The sequence below is a fragment of the Rathayibacter sp. AY1C7 genome (genome assembly GCF_002931865.1).
Classification (GTDB): Bacteria; Actinomycetota; Actinomycetes; order Actinomycetales; family Microbacteriaceae; genus Rathayibacter.
Genome location: NZ_PSWB01000004.1, coordinates 38,558 through 52,232 on the forward strand (window position 1 = coordinate 38,558; position 13,675 = coordinate 52,232).

Here is a 13,675-nt window from a genome sequence, read left to right on the forward strand (position 1 = left end):
CTCAGCAGATGCCCAGCAGCGACGCCGTCGTCCTCACCGTCCCCGGACCGCACGGCGACCGGGAGGTGCGGATCTCGAGCCCTGAGCGAGTGCTCTTCCCGGAGCCGGGCATCACCAAACGCGAGGTCGCGGAGTACCTGATCGCCGTCGGCGAGCCGTTCGTCGCGGCGAACGGCGGCCGCCCCGTCTCGCTGCAGCGCTTCTCCTCCGGGATCGAGGGCGAGCAGTTCTTCTCGAAGAACCCGCCCAAGGGCGCGCCCGAGTACGTCCGGTCGGTCCCGGTGACGTACCCGAGCGGGCGGGTGCATCCGCAGCTCGTGATCGACGAGCCCGCGGCCGCCGTCTGGGCGGCGCAGATGAACACCGTCGTCTTCCACCCGTGGGCGTCCCGCGCCGATGCGCCCGACCTGCCCGACCAGCTCCGGATCGACCTCGACCCGCAGCCCGGCACCGACGTCGCCGACGCGGTCGTCGCCGCGCACGCGCTGCGGGAGGTCCTGCGGGAGGCCGGCCTCGACCCGTTCGTGAAGACGTCCGGCAACCGCGGCCTGCACGTCTTCGCGCCGATCGTCGCCGAGCACGAGTTCCTCGACGTCCGCCACGCGGTGATCGCCGCGGCGCGCGAGCTGGAGCGGCGGATGCCCGAGCAGGTCACGACGGCGTGGTGGAAGGAGGAGCGCGGCGAGCGGATCTTCGTCGACTTCAACCAGGCCAACCGCGACCGCACGATCGCCGGTGCCTACAGCCCGCGGCCGCTCGCGCACGCTCCCGTCTCCACTCCGCTGGACTGGGACGAGCTCGACGGCGTCGACCCGCGGGCCTTCACGATCCGCACGGTCCCGGCGCGCCTCGCCGAGCGCGGTGATCCGTGGGCCCGGTTGCACGACGCCCCCGGTCACCTCGACGCCCTGCTCGGCTGGTGGGAGCGCGATGTCGCCGCCGGCCTCGGCGAGCTGCCGTTCCCGCCCGACTTCCCCAAGATGCCGGGCGAGCCGCCCCGCGTGCAGCCCAGCCGCGCGAAGAAGGCCTAGCCGAGGACGTCGCCGAGGTCGTACGCGGTCGGCTGCTCCAGCTGCTCCATGGTGCAGGAGGCGGCGTCGCGGTCCGGGCGCCAGCGCTCGAACTGCACGGTGTGCCGGAAGCGGTCGCCCTCGCGCTGGTCGTAGCGGACCTCGAGCACGAGCTCGGGACGCAGACGCACGAAGGAGGTGTCGCGGCCGCTCGAGAACCGGCTCCGCTCGCCCTCGCCGCGCACCGGCGCTCCCCCCGCGTCGCGCTCGACCGCGGGTGCGAGCTCCTCCAGCAGCTGCACGCGACGCTCGTCGCTGAAGGCCGAGGCCCCGCCGACCTGGCGGACCTCTCCGTCGTCGCCGTGCAGGCCGAGCAGGATCGAGCCCACGCCCGGCTTGGAGGCGTGCTCGCGGTACCCGATCGCGATCACGTCGGCCGTGCGGTGGTGCTTGACCTTGAGCACGGCGCGCTTCCCGGGGGAGTAGGGCGCGGCCAGGGGCTTCGCCACGACGCCGTCCAGTCCTGCGCCCTCGAAGCGCTCCAGCCAGTCGCGCGCCAGGGCCTCGTCGTCGGTGGCGCGGCCGAGGTGCAGCGGATGCGGGACGCCGGCCATCACCGCGGCGAGCGCCTCCCGCCGCGCCGAGTACGGCTCCTCGAGCATGCTGCGCCCGTCGACGGCGAGCAGGTCGAAGGCGACGAGCATCGCCGGGGTGGTCTCCGCCAGCATCTTCACGCGGCTCGCGGCCGGATGGATGCGCTGCGAGAGCAGGTCCCAGTCGAGCCGCTGGGCACCCGGCTCGCCGGTCGCCAGGACGATCTCGCCGTCGAGCACGCAGCCGTCGGGGAGCAGCCGGAGGAAGGCCTCGACGAGCTCGGGGAAGTACCGGGTCAGCGGCTTGGAGCCGCGGCTCCCGATCTCGCACTCCCCGCCGGAGACCGAGACGATCGCGCGGAACCCGTCCCACTTCGGCTCGTAGGAGTATCCGCCCGCGACGGCGGTCTGCTCCGGCACCGCAGGAACGGCCTTGGCGAGCATCGGGGCGACGGGGAGCGCGAACGGGAGGTCCATGCCCTGATCATCCCGGCCGCGGTCTCGGACCGCACCCCCTTCCGGAAGGCTGTGGACCGGGACGTTCCCGGCCCGCCGCGGAGGTTCGAGGCGTAGCGTTCCCGGCATGAGCATTGACTGGAAGCGCTGGACGCCCGTCGCCGTCGTCCCCGCGGTCGTCGTCGCCGCGGCCGTCGCCCTCCCCCTCTCGGCGAGCGCCGCGGGAGACCTCCCCGAGAAGTCCGCCGCCGACCTCCTCGCCTTCGTCGCCGAGAGCGACACCACGGCGTTCTCCGGCGAGATCCGGCAGACCTCGGACCTCGGCCTGCCCGACCTCTCGGCGCTCGGCGGCTCGGCCGGCTCGGCGTCCGCCGACCCCGCCGACTCCCTCGTCGAGCTCGCCACGGGCTCGCACCAGGCGCGCGTGTACGTCGACGCCGAGAAGGGCGCGCGCCTCCAGGTGCTCGACCGGCTGGCCGAGCGCGACGTCGTCGCCTCGACGACCGACGGAGTCTGGATCTACGACTCGAGCGCGAACACCGCCACCCACCTCGTGCCTCCCGCGGGCGGAGCCCCCGAGGCCTCGCCGGGCGATCAGGTCGTCACGCCGTCGTCCGCCGCCGAGCAGCTGCTCGCCGCGATCGACCCGACGACCACGGTCGCGGTCGGCTCGGACGTCAGCGTCGCCGGGCGCGACGCGTACGAGCTCGTGCTCACGCCCCGCGACGGCGGCACCCTCGTGGGCTCGGTGACCGTCTCGGTCGACGGCGAGACGGGCCTCCCGCTCGGAGTGGCGGTGACGGCCCGCGGGGGCACCGCGCCCGCGTTCAGCGTCGCGTACACGAGCATCGACTTCTCGACGCCCGACGCGTCCCTCTTCTCCTTCACGCCCCCGGCCGGCGCCGAGGTGACGGAGCAGGCCGCTCCGGTCGACGACGCGGCGGACGCCTCCGACGCGCCCGCCGCGGGCACGGCCGAGCACTCCGACGTCGCCACCACGGGCTCCGGCTGGACGAGCGTCGTCGAGCTGCCCGCCGGTGACGCCGACGCGCTCTCCTCGCTCGACGCGGTCACCACGCCGGTCGACGGCGGCCGCATCCTCTCCTCCGCCCTGCTGACCGTCCTCGTCACCGACGACGGACGCGTCCTCGCCGGAGCGGTCCCGGCCGAGACGCTCCGCGACGCGGCCTCCGCTCGGTGACGGCGGGCGAGCTCGCCGTCGAGACGCGGGGCCTCACCAAGCGCTTCGGGCGCCAGGAAGCGGTCTCCGGTCTCGACCTCGCCGTTCCCCGCGGCGCCGTCTTCGGCTTCCTCGGCCCGAACGGCTCGGGCAAGACCACGACGATCCGGATGCTGCTCGCCCTCGCCGCGCCGACCGCGGGCAGCATCACCGTCCTCGGGCAGGCCATGCCCCGGCGCGCGGCCGAGGTCCTGCCCCGAGTGGGGGCGCTGGTCGAGGGGCCGGGCTTCTACCCGTTCCTCTCCGGAGCGGCCAACCTCCGGCGCTTCGACGCCGCGGAGGCGGGCACCTCGTCCCGCACCCGCGACGCCCGCGCGAAGGAGGCCCTCGCCCGCGTCGGCCTCTCGGCCGCGGCGCGCAAGAAGGTCGGCTCCTACTCCCTGGGCATGAAGCAGCGGCTCGGCATCGCGGTCGCCCTCCTCTCGCCGCGCGACCTGATCGTGCTGGACGAGCCCACGAACGGCCTCGACCCGCAGGGCACCCGCGAGGTCCGCGCCCTTGTGCGCGGACTGAACCAGGACGGCACGACCGTCCTCGTCTCCAGCCACCTCCTCGCCGAGATCGAGCAGCTCTGCACCCACGCCGCCGTCATGCGCACAGGGCGCCTCGTCGCCCAGGGCGGGCTGGACGAGCTGCGCGGGGACGCCGCCTCGGTCGAGCTGCTGACGCCCGACCGCGAGCGCGCGATCGTGGCCCTGCACACCCGGGGTCTGGAGCCGCGCACCGCGCCGGGCCCGCACCCCGCCGATCCGCCGCTGGTCGTCGCCGCTCTGCCGCCCGGGCTCGCGGCCGAGGCGCTGGTCGCCGACCTCGTGCGGGCCGACGTCCGCGTCCGCGGGTTCTCCGTCCGCCGCCCCTCGCTCGAGGAGCGCTTCGTCGAGCTGACCGGGGAGGGCTTCGATGTCGAGCGCTGACGCGACCGTCCGCCGCGCAGGGATCGGGTCCCTGCTCGCCTCCGAGCTCGCCCTGCTCTTCCGCCGGCGCCGCACCTGGGCGCTGCTCGCGGCCCTGGCCGCCATCCCGATCCTGCTCGCCGTCGCAGTGCGGCTCCCGGGCGGGGACGGAGGCGGGCCCTCTTTCGTGGGCGCGATCGCCGGCAACGGCCTCTTCACCGGCTTCGCGGCCATCACGGTCGCCGTCCCGCTGTTCCTCCCGCTCACGGTCGGGGTCGTTGCCGGCGACGCGATCGCGGGCGAGGCCTCGCTCGGGACGCTGCGCTACCTGCTGGTCAGCCCCGTCGGCCGCGTGCGGCTGCTCGCGGTGAAGTTCGCCGCCTCCCTCGCCTTCTGCCTCGCCGCAGCACTCACCGTCATGGTGGTCGGGATCCTGATCGGCCTGGCACTCTTCCCGGCGGGACCGGTGACGCTGCTCTCCGGCAGCACCGTCCCGCTCGGCGACGCGATCGGCCGGGCCCTGGCGATCGCCGTGTACGCGGCGCTCTCGCTGGTCGGGCTCTCGGCGATCGGCCTCTTCATCTCGACGCTGACCGATGTGCCGGTCGGCGCCATGGCGGCCACCGTCGTCGTCTCCATCGCGGCGCAGATCGTCGGCTCGCTCTCGCAGCTGGACGCCCTCCACCCGTTCCTGCTGACCGACCGGTGGTTCGACTTCGCCGACCTCCTGCGCGACCCGATCGCGTGGAGCTCCTTCGGCGAGAACGCGCTGCTCCAGCTCGCCTACGTCGCCGTGTTCGGGTCGCTCGCGATCGGCCGCTTCACCACCCGCGACATCCTCTCCTGATCCTGGGACGACGGAGGCCGCCCTCCCGCACTGCGGTGGGGGCGGCCTCCGATGTCGACGGGGTCAGTCCTGGGGAGCGATCCCGAAGCTGATGGAGCCGCCCTCGTCCACCTGCGCGTCGAGGACCTTGTCGCCGAGAGCGACGGAGGCGGCGACGTCGAGGAACACGCGCGCTCCGTCCTGCTCCACGACGGCGTCCGTCGTCTCGGGGGCCGCGGCGACCGTGACAGCGAAGTTGCGGGCGTCGAGATCGGTGCCGCTGATGCGCAGGCCTCCCTCGACGGGGGTCTCGGTCTGCCCGGTGATGGTCTTGACGACGGTGCTGGCGTTGTCGGTGAGCGTGAGCATCGGGTCGTTCCTTCCGTCCGTGGTCGATGAGGGGGCCACGTTGCCGGGATCCGGCGGCACCCTCAAGGCGGCGGAGCGGATATGGAGGGGATGCACACCTGGACGGTCCGGGGAGTCACGGCGCTCGCCGGAGCCTCGCCGGGCCGGGGGCGCCGCATCGCCTGCCACACTGGCCGGATGCATCCCGCCGACTCCTGCCCCTGCGGAAGCCGCCGCCACTACGCCGACTGCTGCCGCCCCGCCCACCTCGGCGAGGAGCCCTCGCCGACGGCGGAGCGCCTGATGCGCAGCCGCTACAGCGCGAACGTCCTCGGCAGCGCCCCCTACCTGCTCGCGAGCTGGCACCCCTCGACCCGGCCGCGCCGCATCGACCTCGATCCCGACGTCCAGTGGCGCCGGCTCCAGATCGTCGACATCTCGTTCGGCGGGGAGGGCGACGAGGAGGGCCTGGTCGAGTTCCGCGCCTCCTACCGCTCGCCCGCCGGCCCCGGCCTCGTACACGAGCGCAGCCGCTTCCTGCGCGAGGACGGGCGCTGGCTCTACGTCGACGGCGAGATGCTCGGCGACGAGGCCTGATCCGTCCGGGCCGTCCTACTCTGGAGGCATGGCCAAGGACTTCCGCCGGGCGGACGACGCGTCGCGCTACGAGCTCCACCTCGACGGCGCCCTGGTGGGCGTCCTCGACTACCGCGAGGCGCCCGGCAGCGTCTCCCTCGTCCGCTCCTTCACGACCCCGCCCTTCCGCGGCCGCGGGCTCGCAGGGGAGCTCGTCTCCTTCGCCGTCGACGACATCGAGGCCGCCGGCGGGCGGAGCGTCGTGCCGATGTGCTGGTACGTCGGGCAGTGGTTCGAGCAGCACCCCGAGAAGGCGCACCTCCTCGCTCCCTCCTGAGCCGCTCGCTCACTCGCGGACCGCGGGCTCCACTCCGGCCAGGTCCGGGCCGAGGCCGATGTCGACCAGGCGCAGACGGCCCGCGTAGGAGTCGCCCGGAGGCAGCAGCAGACCGGCCTTGATCGCGCCGAAGGCGACCGTCACATCGGCGCGCAGCACGGTGGGATCGGGGACCGACCCGTCGTCGGGATGGATTCCGCTCGGCAGGTCGACCGCGACGACCACCGGGCGCTCGGCCCGCCGCTCCAGCGCGTCGAGCACCGCCTCGACGACGACGCGCGGCCGCCCCCGCAGCGCGGGCTCCTTCGCTCCGATGCCGAGGATCCCGTCGACCAGGACATCCGCCCGCGCCACCGCCGCGGCGAGGCCGGGCGCGTCGTCGGCCGGCACCTGCCCGCAGCCCTCGTCGAGCGCCACGGCGAGGCCCCGGCGGTGCACCCGCTCGGCCGTGAGGACGAGGACGACGTCGGTTCCGGAGGAGGAGAGCTCGGCGGCCGCGTAGAGCGCGTCACCGCCGTTGTCGCCCGGACCGACCAGGACGAGCACCGAGCCCGGACGGGAGCGGTCGGAGCGCCCGGCGAGCACGAGGCGAAGCTCGCGGGCGAGGCCGTCGGCGGCGCGCTGCATCAGCGGCTCCCGCCGGGCCAGGTGCGGAGCCTCGGCGGCCCGCACCTGCGCGGACGTGTATCCCTCGACCATGCGCTCCACTGTGCGCGCGGCGCTGCGGGCGTGCAACCCCGTCAGCTCTCCTGGACCGCCCGGTCCGACTCCTCGACGATCGCCCGCATCGCGGCCTCCGCAGCGTCCGCGTCGCCCGAGGCGACGGCGGCGGCCACCGCCCGGTGCAGCCGCACCGCGGTGGAGTCGGCCTCGCGCGGCATGAGCGCGTTGCGGGTGCGGCCGGCGAGGACCTCGGCGACCAGATCGCCCAGCTGCGCGAGCATCAGGTTGCCGGACGCGGCCAGGAGGGAGCGGTGGAAGGCGGTGTCGGCGGCGAGGTAGGCGGACTGGTCGGCTGCACGGGAGTGGGTGGAGAGGGCGTCGCCCGCCTCCGTGAGCGCCCGCCGCTGCTCCTCGGTCGCGTTCGCCGCGGCGAGCCGGGCGGCGAGCGGCTCCACCCCGAGTCGGAGCTCGCTGAGCTGGTGCAGCTGGCGCCGCCGGTCCGGGCCGTCCAGTCCCCACGCGACGACCCGCGTGTCCAGGGCGTTCCAGCACTCCGGAGGCTGGACCCGCGTCCCCGCGCGGCGGCGGGACGTCACGAGCCCGAGCGTCTCGAGGACGCGCACCGCCTCCCGCATCACCGAGCGGGAGACCCCGCGCCGTTCCGCACGCTCGTCGGCGCTGAAGGTGGTGCCCGGCGCGAGCTCGCCGCGCACGATCTGCGAGCCGAGCTCGTCCAGCACCGAGTGGTGCAGCGAGGGCGTCGGCGCGGGCATGCGGTCATCCTGCCATCGCCGGAGTCGCGTCCCGGCCGATCTTCGGGCATGATCGGGACACACGCAGGTTATGTCGGACAAAAGCCGGCCGCTGGCCGTCGGCTCGACCAAGGACGCTCATGACACCGACCCTCCTCCCCGCCCTCCGCGCCGCCGCCGGGGACGCCCCCGCCACCACCGCCGGGCAGGGGCAGCTGATCCTCGCCGCCGTCGTCGGCATCGCCGTGATCGTCGTGCTGATCACCTGGCTGAAGCTGCACCCCTTCGTCTCCCTGCTGATCGGAGCGCTGACGACGGGCCTGATCGCGGGGCTGGCGGCGGCGGACGCGGTCGCCAGCTTCGCGCTGGGGTTCGGCAACACCATGGGCGGCGTCGGCATCCTCATCGGCCTCGGCGCGATGTACGGCAAGCTCCTCGCCGACTCGGGCGGCGCGGACCGCATCGTGGACACCCTCATCGCCCGCTCGAGCACTCGCGCGCTGCCCTGGATGATGGGCTTCGTCGGCGCGCTGATCGGGCTGCCGATGTTCTTCGAGGTCGGGCTCGTGCTGCTGATCCCGGTCGTGATCCTGGTCGCCCGCCGGAGCGGTCTGCCGCTGATGAAGGTGGCGATCCCGACGCTCGCCGGCCTCTCGGTGATGCACGGCCTCGTCCCGCCCCACCCCGGACCGCTGGTCGCGATCGACGCACTCGGCGCGAACCTCGGCGTGACCCTCGCGTTCGGCGTCCTGGTCGCGATCCCCACCGTCGTCGTCGCCGGCCCGCTCTTCGGCCGGGTCGCCGCCCGCTGGGCGCCGGTGGAGACGCCGCCGCTCTTCGGCGAGGGCGCGAGCGAGACGCGCGAGCACCGCCCGGGCTTCGCCGCCGCCGTCGCGAGCATCCTGCTGCCGGTCGTGCTGATGCTGGGCAAGGCGATCGCCGACATCGCGGCCCCGGGCTCCACGGACGCCTGGAAGGGCGCCCTCGACTTCCTCGGCACGCCGACCATCGCGCTGGGGATCGCGCTCCTGGCCGGTCTGGTCCTGCTCGGCCGCGGCGGCCGGATGAACCGCACCGAGCTGCAGGCCTCGCTCTCGAGCTCGCTGCCGCCGATCGCGGGCATCCTGCTCATCGTCGGCGCGGGCGGCGGTTTCAAGCAGGTCCTCGTCGACACCGGGATCGGCGGGGTGGTCGCCCAGCTCGCGGAGGGGAGCGGCGCCTCGGCGCTGCTGCTCGCCTGGCTCGTGGCCGTCGTGATCCGCGTCGCCACCGGCTCCGCGACCGTCGCCACCGTGACCGCCGCAGGGATCCTCCAGCCGCTGACCGAGACCATGGACGGGCCGATGGTCGCCCTCATGGTGCTCGCGATCGGCGCCGGCTCGGTGTTCCTGTCGCACGTCAACGACGCCGGGTTCTGGCTGGTGAAGGAGTACCTCGGGCTCAGCATCGGCCAGACGCTCAAGACCTGGACCGTGATGGAGTGCCTGGTCTCGGTGACCGGGCTCGCCGGGGTCCTCCTGATCGGTCTCTTCGTAGGAGGTATCTGATGACCGCTCTTCCCACCGTCCCCGTCCGCGCCGTCGTCGTCATGGGCGTCTCCGGCAGCGGCAAGTCGACCGTCGCGTCGCTCCTGGCGCGCCGACTGGGCTGGGAGTTCCTCGAGGGGGACGACCTGCACCCGCAGGCGAATGTCGACAAGATGCACGCCGGCATCCCGCTGACCGACGAGGACCGGGCGCCCTGGCTGGCCGAGATCGCCCGCGTGGTGGACCAGCGGATCGCCGCGGGCGGCTCGGTCGTCGTGACCTGCTCTGCCCTGCGCCGCCGCTACCGCGACGTCCTGCGCCGCGACGACCTCGTCTTCGCGCACCTCGCGGGATCGAGAGACCGTATCGCCGGGCGGCTCGCCTCGCGGGTCGGCCACTTCATGCCGACCACGCTGCTCGACTCGCAGTTCGAGGCGCTCGAGCCCCTCGGCGACGACGAGCTCTACGTCACGGTCGACGTGGGCGGCGCTCCGGAGGAGGAGATCGCCGAGATCCTCGGGGGGCTCGGCCTCGCGCCCGCGGGCGCCTAGAGCAGCAGCGACTCCACCGGCACGGCCGGGAGGTCGAAGGCCGCGGCGACGGCGGTGTTCGTCACCCGGCCGTCGTGGGTGCTCAGGCCGCGGGCGAGCGCCGGGTCGGCGGCCAGGGCGGCCCGCCACCCGCGGTCGGCCAGCGCGAGCGCGTAGGGGAGCGTCGCGTTGGTGAGCGCGCGGGTCGAGGTCTCGGGGACGGCGCCGGGCATGTTCGCGACGCAGTAGTAGACGCTCCGGTGCACGGGGAACACCGGGTCGTCGTGCGTGGTCGGACGCGAGCCCTCGAAGCAGCCGCCCTGGTCGATCGCGATGTCGACCAGCACCGAGCCCGGCTTCATCGTGGCGACCATCTCGTCGGTCACCAGCTTGGGCGCCTTGGCGCCCGGGATGAGGACGGATCCGATCACGAGGTCGGCGTCGGCCAGCTGCGCGGCGATCTCGTAGGCCGAGGAGGCGCGGGTCTGGATCGCGCCCTGGAAGCGGTTCTCGAGCTGCGCAAGGCGGGGGAGCGAGAGGTCGACGATCGTGACGTCGGCCCCCATGCCGAGGGCGTTCGCCGCGGCGTGCTCGCCGGCCGTGCCGCCGCCGATCACGACGACCTTCGCCTTCGGAGTGCCGGGGACCCCGCCGAGTAGCGTGCCCCGTCCGCCGACGGCACTCATGAGGTGGTAGGCGCCGACCGTGATCGACAGGCGCCCGGCGACCTCGCTCATCGGCGAGAGCAGCGGCAGCCGCCGGTCGTCCAGCTGGACCGTCTCGTAGGCGATGGAGGTCGTCCCCGCCGCGAGCAGCGCATCGGTGCACGGGCGGGAGGCGGCGAGGTGGAGGTAGGTGAAGAGCACCTGGTCGCGGCGCATCCGCGGGTACTCGGCCTCGATCGGCTCCTTGACCTTGAGGACCAGCTCGGACTCGCCCCAGACCTCGTCGGGCCCGTCGACGACGCGGGCGCCGGCGCGGCGGAAGTCGTCGTCCGACACGCGCGAGCCCAGGCCCGCGCCGGCCTCGACGAGGACCTCGTGGCCGCGGCGCACCAGCTCGTGGACGCCGGCCGGAGTGGCGGCGACCCGGTTCTCGTTGTTCTTGATCTCGGTGGGGATCCCGACGCGCACGGCGGCTCCTTCGCTGCGGCCCGCGGGGCGGGCGGTGGGCGCCGATCCTGCACCGGCTCTGCCCCCATCGTGCGAAGATCGTGCCCGGAGCGGAGGAACTCCGCAGGATCGGTCGGAAGTCACCGCACGGGCCGAAGGTTCGTCGGCGGAGTGAGGGAGCGGGAGCATGCCACCGAAGGATCTGCACGACCTCGACGACCTGGATCCGGTCGATCGGACCCTGGTGCGCCTCCTCCGCGCCGACGCGCGGACGCCCAACAGCCGGCTCGCCGAGCGCGCCGGCATCGCCCCGTCGACCTGCGTCGCACGCGTCCGGGGCCTCGTCGAGCGCGGCGTCATCACCGGCTTCACCGCCGAGCTCGACCCGGCGGCGCTCGGCCTGACCCTGCAGGCGCTGATCAGCGTCAGCATCCGCGTCGGCCAGCGCCAGGCGATCACGCGCTTCGCGGAGGAGATCCGCGCGCTGCCCGAGGTGGTGCAGGTGTTCTTCCTCGGCGGCTCGGAGGACTTCATCATCCACGTCGCGGTCCGCGACTCCAGCGACGTGCGGGACTTCGTGGTCTCGAACCTCTCGGCGAATCCGGCGGTGGCCTCGACGCGCACGAGCCTGGTGTTCGACCACCACCGCAAGGGCCCGGCGGTCCCCGAGTAGCGCGAGCCGGCGCGGCCCGAGCGGCCGCTCGGCCCGCGCCCGTCCCCCGGGGCTAGTGCGCCCCGGGGTTCACGTCGCCGCCCCCGCGCTGCATGAGTCCGGGGATGCGCTTGGCGAGCCCCGGGATCGCCTCGTCCGAGATCGAGATCCGCGTGTCGCGCAGGCGCTGGCGCAGCAGGGTCTCGACGTCCTCCTCCGGTCGCAGCTCGGCGTCGCCGGCGACCTGCAGCAGCACGCCGCGAAGCTTCTCGTCGAGCTGCGCGTCGTCGCTGCCGTGCTGGATCGGGTGGTCCTGGGATGCGTTCGTCATGCCTCCATGCTGGCACCGGCGACCCCGTGCCGACAGGCCTTGCGCCGCGGCAGGATGGTCGCATGCCGTTCACCCGCGCCGAGCTCGCAGCGTTCCAGGACCGCACCGTCGAGGACCTGCTGGGCGACGACGTCCGGCTCCTCTTCGTCGGCATCAACCCGGGACTGTGGACCGCCGCCACCGGCGCGCACTTCGCCCACCCCGGCAACCGCTTCTACCCGGCGCTCGTCGCGGCCGGGATCCTCGAGCGCGCGCCGCGCGTGTCCGAGGGGATGGGCGCCGCGGACCGCGCGGAGCTCGTCTCCCGCGGCGTCGGCATCACCAATCTCGCCTCCCGGGCGACCGCCCGCGCCGACGAGCTGACCGCGGAGGAGCTGCGCGAGGGCGCTCAGCGGCTGGTCGCCACCGTGGGGCGGGTGCGGCCCCGGGCCGTCGCGGTCGTCGGCATCACCGCCTACCGGATCGCGTTCGGACGCCGCAGGGCGGTGCAGGGCAGGCAGGAGGAGGACGTGGCGGGCGCGCCGCTCTGGGTGCTGCCGAACCCGAGCGGCCTGAACGCGCACGACACCGTCGCCTCGCTCGGGCGCGCCTACCGCGAGCCGGCGCTCGAGGCGGGGATCGTCTCTTCCGACGCGCTCCTGCCCGGGGACGTCGGACCCCGCCCGCAGGAATAGCCGTCGACCCCCGGAGGTTGCAGAAGTCCATGAGTATGCATGAAGTCAAGTTCGGCGTCGACACGTTCGGCGACGTCACCGCCGGCCCCGACGGCGCCCCGCTGCCGCACGGCCAGGTCCTCCGCGACGTGGTCGAGGAGGGAGTCCTGGCCGACCGGGTCGGCATCGACTTCTTCGGGATCGGCGAGCACCACCGCGCCGACTTCGCCGTGAGCGCACCGGACGTCGTGCTCGCCGCCATCGCGGCCCGCACCGAGCGCATCCACCTCGGCTCCGCCGTGACGGTCCTCTCCTCGGACGACCCGGTGCGCGTCTACCAGCGCTTCGCCACCCTCGACGGACTCTCCGGCGGCCGGGCCGAGGTCATCCTCGGCCGCGGCTCCTTCACCGAGTCCTTCCCGCTCTTCGGCTACGACCTCGCGCAGTACGAGGTCCTCTTCGAGGAGAAGCTCGACCTCTTCCACGCCCTGATCCAGGGCGGCCCGGTCACCTGGCAGGGCACGACCCGCCCCGCGCTCACCGAGCAGAGCGTCTACCCGACCCTCGACAACGGCACCCTCCGCACCTGGATCGGCGTCGGCGGCAGCCCCGAGTCGGTCGTCCGCGCCGCCCGGTACGGCTTCCCGCTCGTCCTGGCGATCATCGGCGGCTCGCCGGCCCGCTTCCGCCCCTACGTCGACCTCTTCGGCCGCGCGCTCGACCAGCTCGAGCAGCCCCGCCTCCCGGTCGCCGTGCACTCGCCCGGCTTCGTCGCCGACACCGACGAGGAGGCGCGCGAGCTGTACTTCCCGCACCACAAGGCGATGATGGACGCCATCGGCCGCGAGCGCGGCTGGTCCCCGATGACCCGCGAGCGCTTCGAGGAGGAGGCCGGCCCCGACGGCGCCATCCACCTCGGCTCGCCCGAGACGGTCGCCCGGAAGATCGCGCGAACGGTCGAGGCCCTGGGCATCGACCGCTTCGACCTCAAGTACAGCGCCGGGACGCTGCCGCACCCGGCGATCATGCGCAACATCGAGCTCTACGGCACGCAGGTCATCCCGCGGGTGCGCGAGCTGCTCGCGCACTGAACCCCCGCCGGGCGCCCATTCCCCCGCTGGGCGCTCGGCGCGTTCCGAGCCGACGCGGTGCGCGCTCCCACCGGGCGCCCGGCCCG

Annotated in this window: 17 protein-coding genes; 11 read left to right on the top strand and 6 right to left on the bottom strand. The window is 74.2% G+C overall.

The features are described 5' to 3' along the window. Window positions 1–8 precede the first annotated feature (8 nt). On the top strand, window positions 9–1,031 hold the full coding sequence (ligD, locus tag C5C69_RS03100) for a non-homologous end-joining DNA ligase (RefSeq protein WP_181127018.1): 1,023 nt from the start codon (window positions 9–11) through the stop codon (window positions 1,029–1,031). Here the strand turns inward: ligD and C5C69_RS03105 are convergent. Then, entirely contained in the window at window positions 1,028–2,080 is a 1,053-nt protein-coding gene (locus C5C69_RS03105) for an ATP-dependent DNA ligase (RefSeq protein WP_104257304.1), read from the bottom strand. The genes ligD and C5C69_RS03105 overlap by 4 nt on opposite strands. 106 nt (window positions 2,081–2,186) lie before the next feature. On the opposite strand from C5C69_RS03105, the gene C5C69_RS03110 reads away from it, so the two are divergent. The 3 genes from C5C69_RS03110 to C5C69_RS03120 are packed head-to-tail and all read left to right on the top strand — an operon-like array spanning window position 2,187 to window position 5,039. Further along, entirely contained in the window at window positions 2,187–3,260 is a 1,074-nt protein-coding gene (locus C5C69_RS03110; protein ID WP_104257305.1) for a DUF2092 domain-containing protein, read from the top strand. After that, complete coding sequence (locus C5C69_RS03115; RefSeq protein WP_104257306.1) at window positions 3,257–4,213, top strand: ABC transporter ATP-binding protein; 957 nt, start codon at window positions 3,257–3,259, stop codon at window positions 4,211–4,213. The genes C5C69_RS03110 and C5C69_RS03115 overlap by 4 nt, the downstream gene beginning before the upstream one ends. Then, the gene (locus tag C5C69_RS03120) at window positions 4,200–5,039 is read left to right on the top strand and encodes an ABC transporter permease (protein ID WP_104257307.1); all 840 of its coding nucleotides are present in this window, start codon (window positions 4,200–4,202) and stop codon (window positions 5,037–5,039) included. The genes C5C69_RS03115 and C5C69_RS03120 overlap by 14 nt, the downstream gene beginning before the upstream one ends. Before the next feature lie 63 nt (window positions 5,040–5,102). On the opposite strand, the gene C5C69_RS03125 is transcribed toward C5C69_RS03120, so the two are convergent. After that, window positions 5,103–5,387 carry a hypothetical protein gene (locus C5C69_RS03125; RefSeq protein WP_104257308.1) on the bottom strand — a complete coding sequence of 95 codons (285 nt, stop codon included), beginning with the start codon at window positions 5,385–5,387 and terminating at the stop codon, window positions 5,103–5,105. A gap of 177 nt (window positions 5,388–5,564) precedes the next feature. Here C5C69_RS03125 and C5C69_RS03130 point away from each other — a divergent pair, with 177 nt between their 5' ends. Continuing rightward, entirely contained in the window at window positions 5,565–5,963 is a 399-nt protein-coding gene (locus tag C5C69_RS03130; RefSeq protein WP_104233402.1) for a YchJ family protein, read from the top strand. A 28-nt stretch (window positions 5,964–5,991) separates the two neighbouring features. Then, window positions 5,992–6,279 (top strand): GNAT family N-acetyltransferase, encoded by a 288-nt coding sequence (locus C5C69_RS03135; protein WP_104222554.1) that lies wholly within the window; start codon window positions 5,992–5,994, stop codon window positions 6,277–6,279. Between the two features lie 9 nt (window positions 6,280–6,288). Here the strand turns inward: C5C69_RS03135 and C5C69_RS03140 are convergent, their stop codons facing one another. Together C5C69_RS03140 and C5C69_RS03145 are read right to left on the bottom strand one after the other, a co-directional pair. Next, window positions 6,289–6,978: an NAD(P)H-hydrate epimerase gene (locus C5C69_RS03140; protein ID WP_104233365.1), complete on the bottom strand. Its 690-nt coding sequence runs from the start codon at window positions 6,976–6,978 to the stop codon at window positions 6,289–6,291. Window positions 6,979–7,019: 41 nt separating this feature from the next. After that, window positions 7,020–7,715 (bottom strand): FadR/GntR family transcriptional regulator, encoded by a 696-nt coding sequence (locus tag C5C69_RS03145; protein WP_104233364.1) that lies wholly within the window; start codon window positions 7,713–7,715, stop codon window positions 7,020–7,022. Window positions 7,716–7,834: 119 nt separating this feature from the next. Here C5C69_RS03145 and C5C69_RS03150 point away from each other — a divergent pair, with 119 nt between their 5' ends. Both C5C69_RS03150 and C5C69_RS03155 read left to right on the top strand, forming a co-directional pair. Continuing rightward, window positions 7,835–9,241 carry a GntP family permease gene (locus C5C69_RS03150; RefSeq protein ID WP_104233363.1) on the top strand — a complete coding sequence of 469 codons (1,407 nt, stop codon included), beginning with the start codon at window positions 7,835–7,837 and terminating at the stop codon, window positions 9,239–9,241. Beyond that, complete coding sequence (locus C5C69_RS03155; protein WP_104233362.1) at window positions 9,241–9,771, top strand: gluconokinase; 531 nt, start codon at window positions 9,241–9,243, stop codon at window positions 9,769–9,771. Before C5C69_RS03150 ends, C5C69_RS03155 begins: the two co-directional genes overlap by 1 nt. On the opposite strand, the gene ald is transcribed toward C5C69_RS03155, so the two are convergent. After that, window positions 9,768–10,883: an alanine dehydrogenase gene (gene ald / locus C5C69_RS03160; protein WP_104233361.1), complete on the bottom strand. Its 1,116-nt coding sequence runs from the start codon at window positions 10,881–10,883 to the stop codon at window positions 9,768–9,770. The two genes, C5C69_RS03155 and ald, sit on opposite strands and share 4 nt — an antisense overlap. A gap of 166 nt (window positions 10,884–11,049) precedes the next feature. Here ald and C5C69_RS03165 point away from each other — a divergent pair, with 166 nt between their 5' ends. Beyond that, window positions 11,050–11,535 (top strand): Lrp/AsnC family transcriptional regulator, encoded by a 486-nt coding sequence (locus C5C69_RS03165; RefSeq protein WP_104222560.1) that lies wholly within the window; start codon window positions 11,050–11,052, stop codon window positions 11,533–11,535. Window positions 11,536–11,587: 52 nt separating this feature from the next. Here C5C69_RS03165 and C5C69_RS03170 read toward each other — a convergent pair whose 3' ends face one another. Then, a complete protein-coding gene (locus tag C5C69_RS03170; protein ID WP_104222561.1) occupies window positions 11,588–11,845 on the bottom strand; it encodes a hypothetical protein in 258 nt (85 codons plus the stop codon). 62 nt (window positions 11,846–11,907) lie between these two features. On the opposite strand from C5C69_RS03170, the gene C5C69_RS03175 reads away from it, so the two are divergent. Next, on the top strand, window positions 11,908–12,519 hold the full coding sequence (locus C5C69_RS03175) for a mismatch-specific DNA-glycosylase (protein ID WP_104257309.1): 612 nt from the start codon (window positions 11,908–11,910) through the stop codon (window positions 12,517–12,519). A gap of 35 nt (window positions 12,520–12,554) precedes the next feature. Beyond that, window positions 12,555–13,589, top strand: a complete 1,035-nt coding sequence (locus C5C69_RS03180; protein WP_104225389.1) for an LLM class flavin-dependent oxidoreductase — start codon at window positions 12,555–12,557, stop codon at window positions 13,587–13,589. Window positions 13,590–13,675 lie beyond the last annotated feature (86 nt).